The following is a 570-nucleotide window of genomic DNA, read 5'->3' as shown; positions in this document are numbered from 1 at the left end:
GCGGGCTGCTGGGCGCCTACCTCGGCGTGCTGATCGCTAAACGCCTCGGCGGCTACACCGGCAAGACCGGTGACCTGTTCGCCCCCGCCGTCGCCCTCGGCATGGCGATCGGCCGGGTCGGCTGCCACCTCACCGAGGCGCCGGGGCGCCCGACGAACCTGCCATGGGGCGTGCATGCCCCCGCCGGCGTGCCGAAGTGCCCGGGCTGCCTCACCGGCGCGGCGATGCACCCGTCGTTCCTCTACGAAATCGCCTTCCAGCTGGCCGCATTCGCGGTGCTGCTCTGGCTGCGCAACCGGGTGAGCCACCCGGGCGAGCTGTTCGTCCTCTACGTGGCCGGCTACGCGGTATTCCGGTTTTTCGTCGAGTTCTTCCGCGCCAACGAAACGGTGTGGCTGGGCCTGACCCGGCCGCAGTGGTTTCTGCTGCCCTCCCTGCTCGTCATCGCCGTTAGGCTGCGCGTGGGATATCGGCGGGGCTATTACGACGCCGTGTTGCGACGGGAGGCGGTTGCCACATGACGAACCCACCGCCGGGTCCCCCTCCGCCGGAGGGCTGGCGCCCGCCCGA

1 protein-coding gene is annotated in these 570 nt (G+C 70.9%); it reads left to right on the top strand.

Translation table 11 applies throughout. The annotated features are described in order from the left end of the window. Window positions 1–521, top strand: a 521-nt coding sequence (locus A5704_RS03800) for a prolipoprotein diacylglyceryl transferase (protein ID WP_067887449.1), incomplete at its 5' end; no start/stop codon positions are given. Window positions 522–570 lie beyond the last annotated feature (49 nt).

Origin of the sequence: Mycobacterium sp. E735 (assembly GCF_001666955.1) — a bacterium.
Taxonomy (GTDB): domain Bacteria; phylum Actinomycetota; class Actinomycetes; order Mycobacteriales; family Mycobacteriaceae; genus Mycobacterium.
The sequence above is the reverse complement of the archived record's forward strand: the minus strand, read 5'-3'. Positions and strand labels throughout refer to the sequence as shown.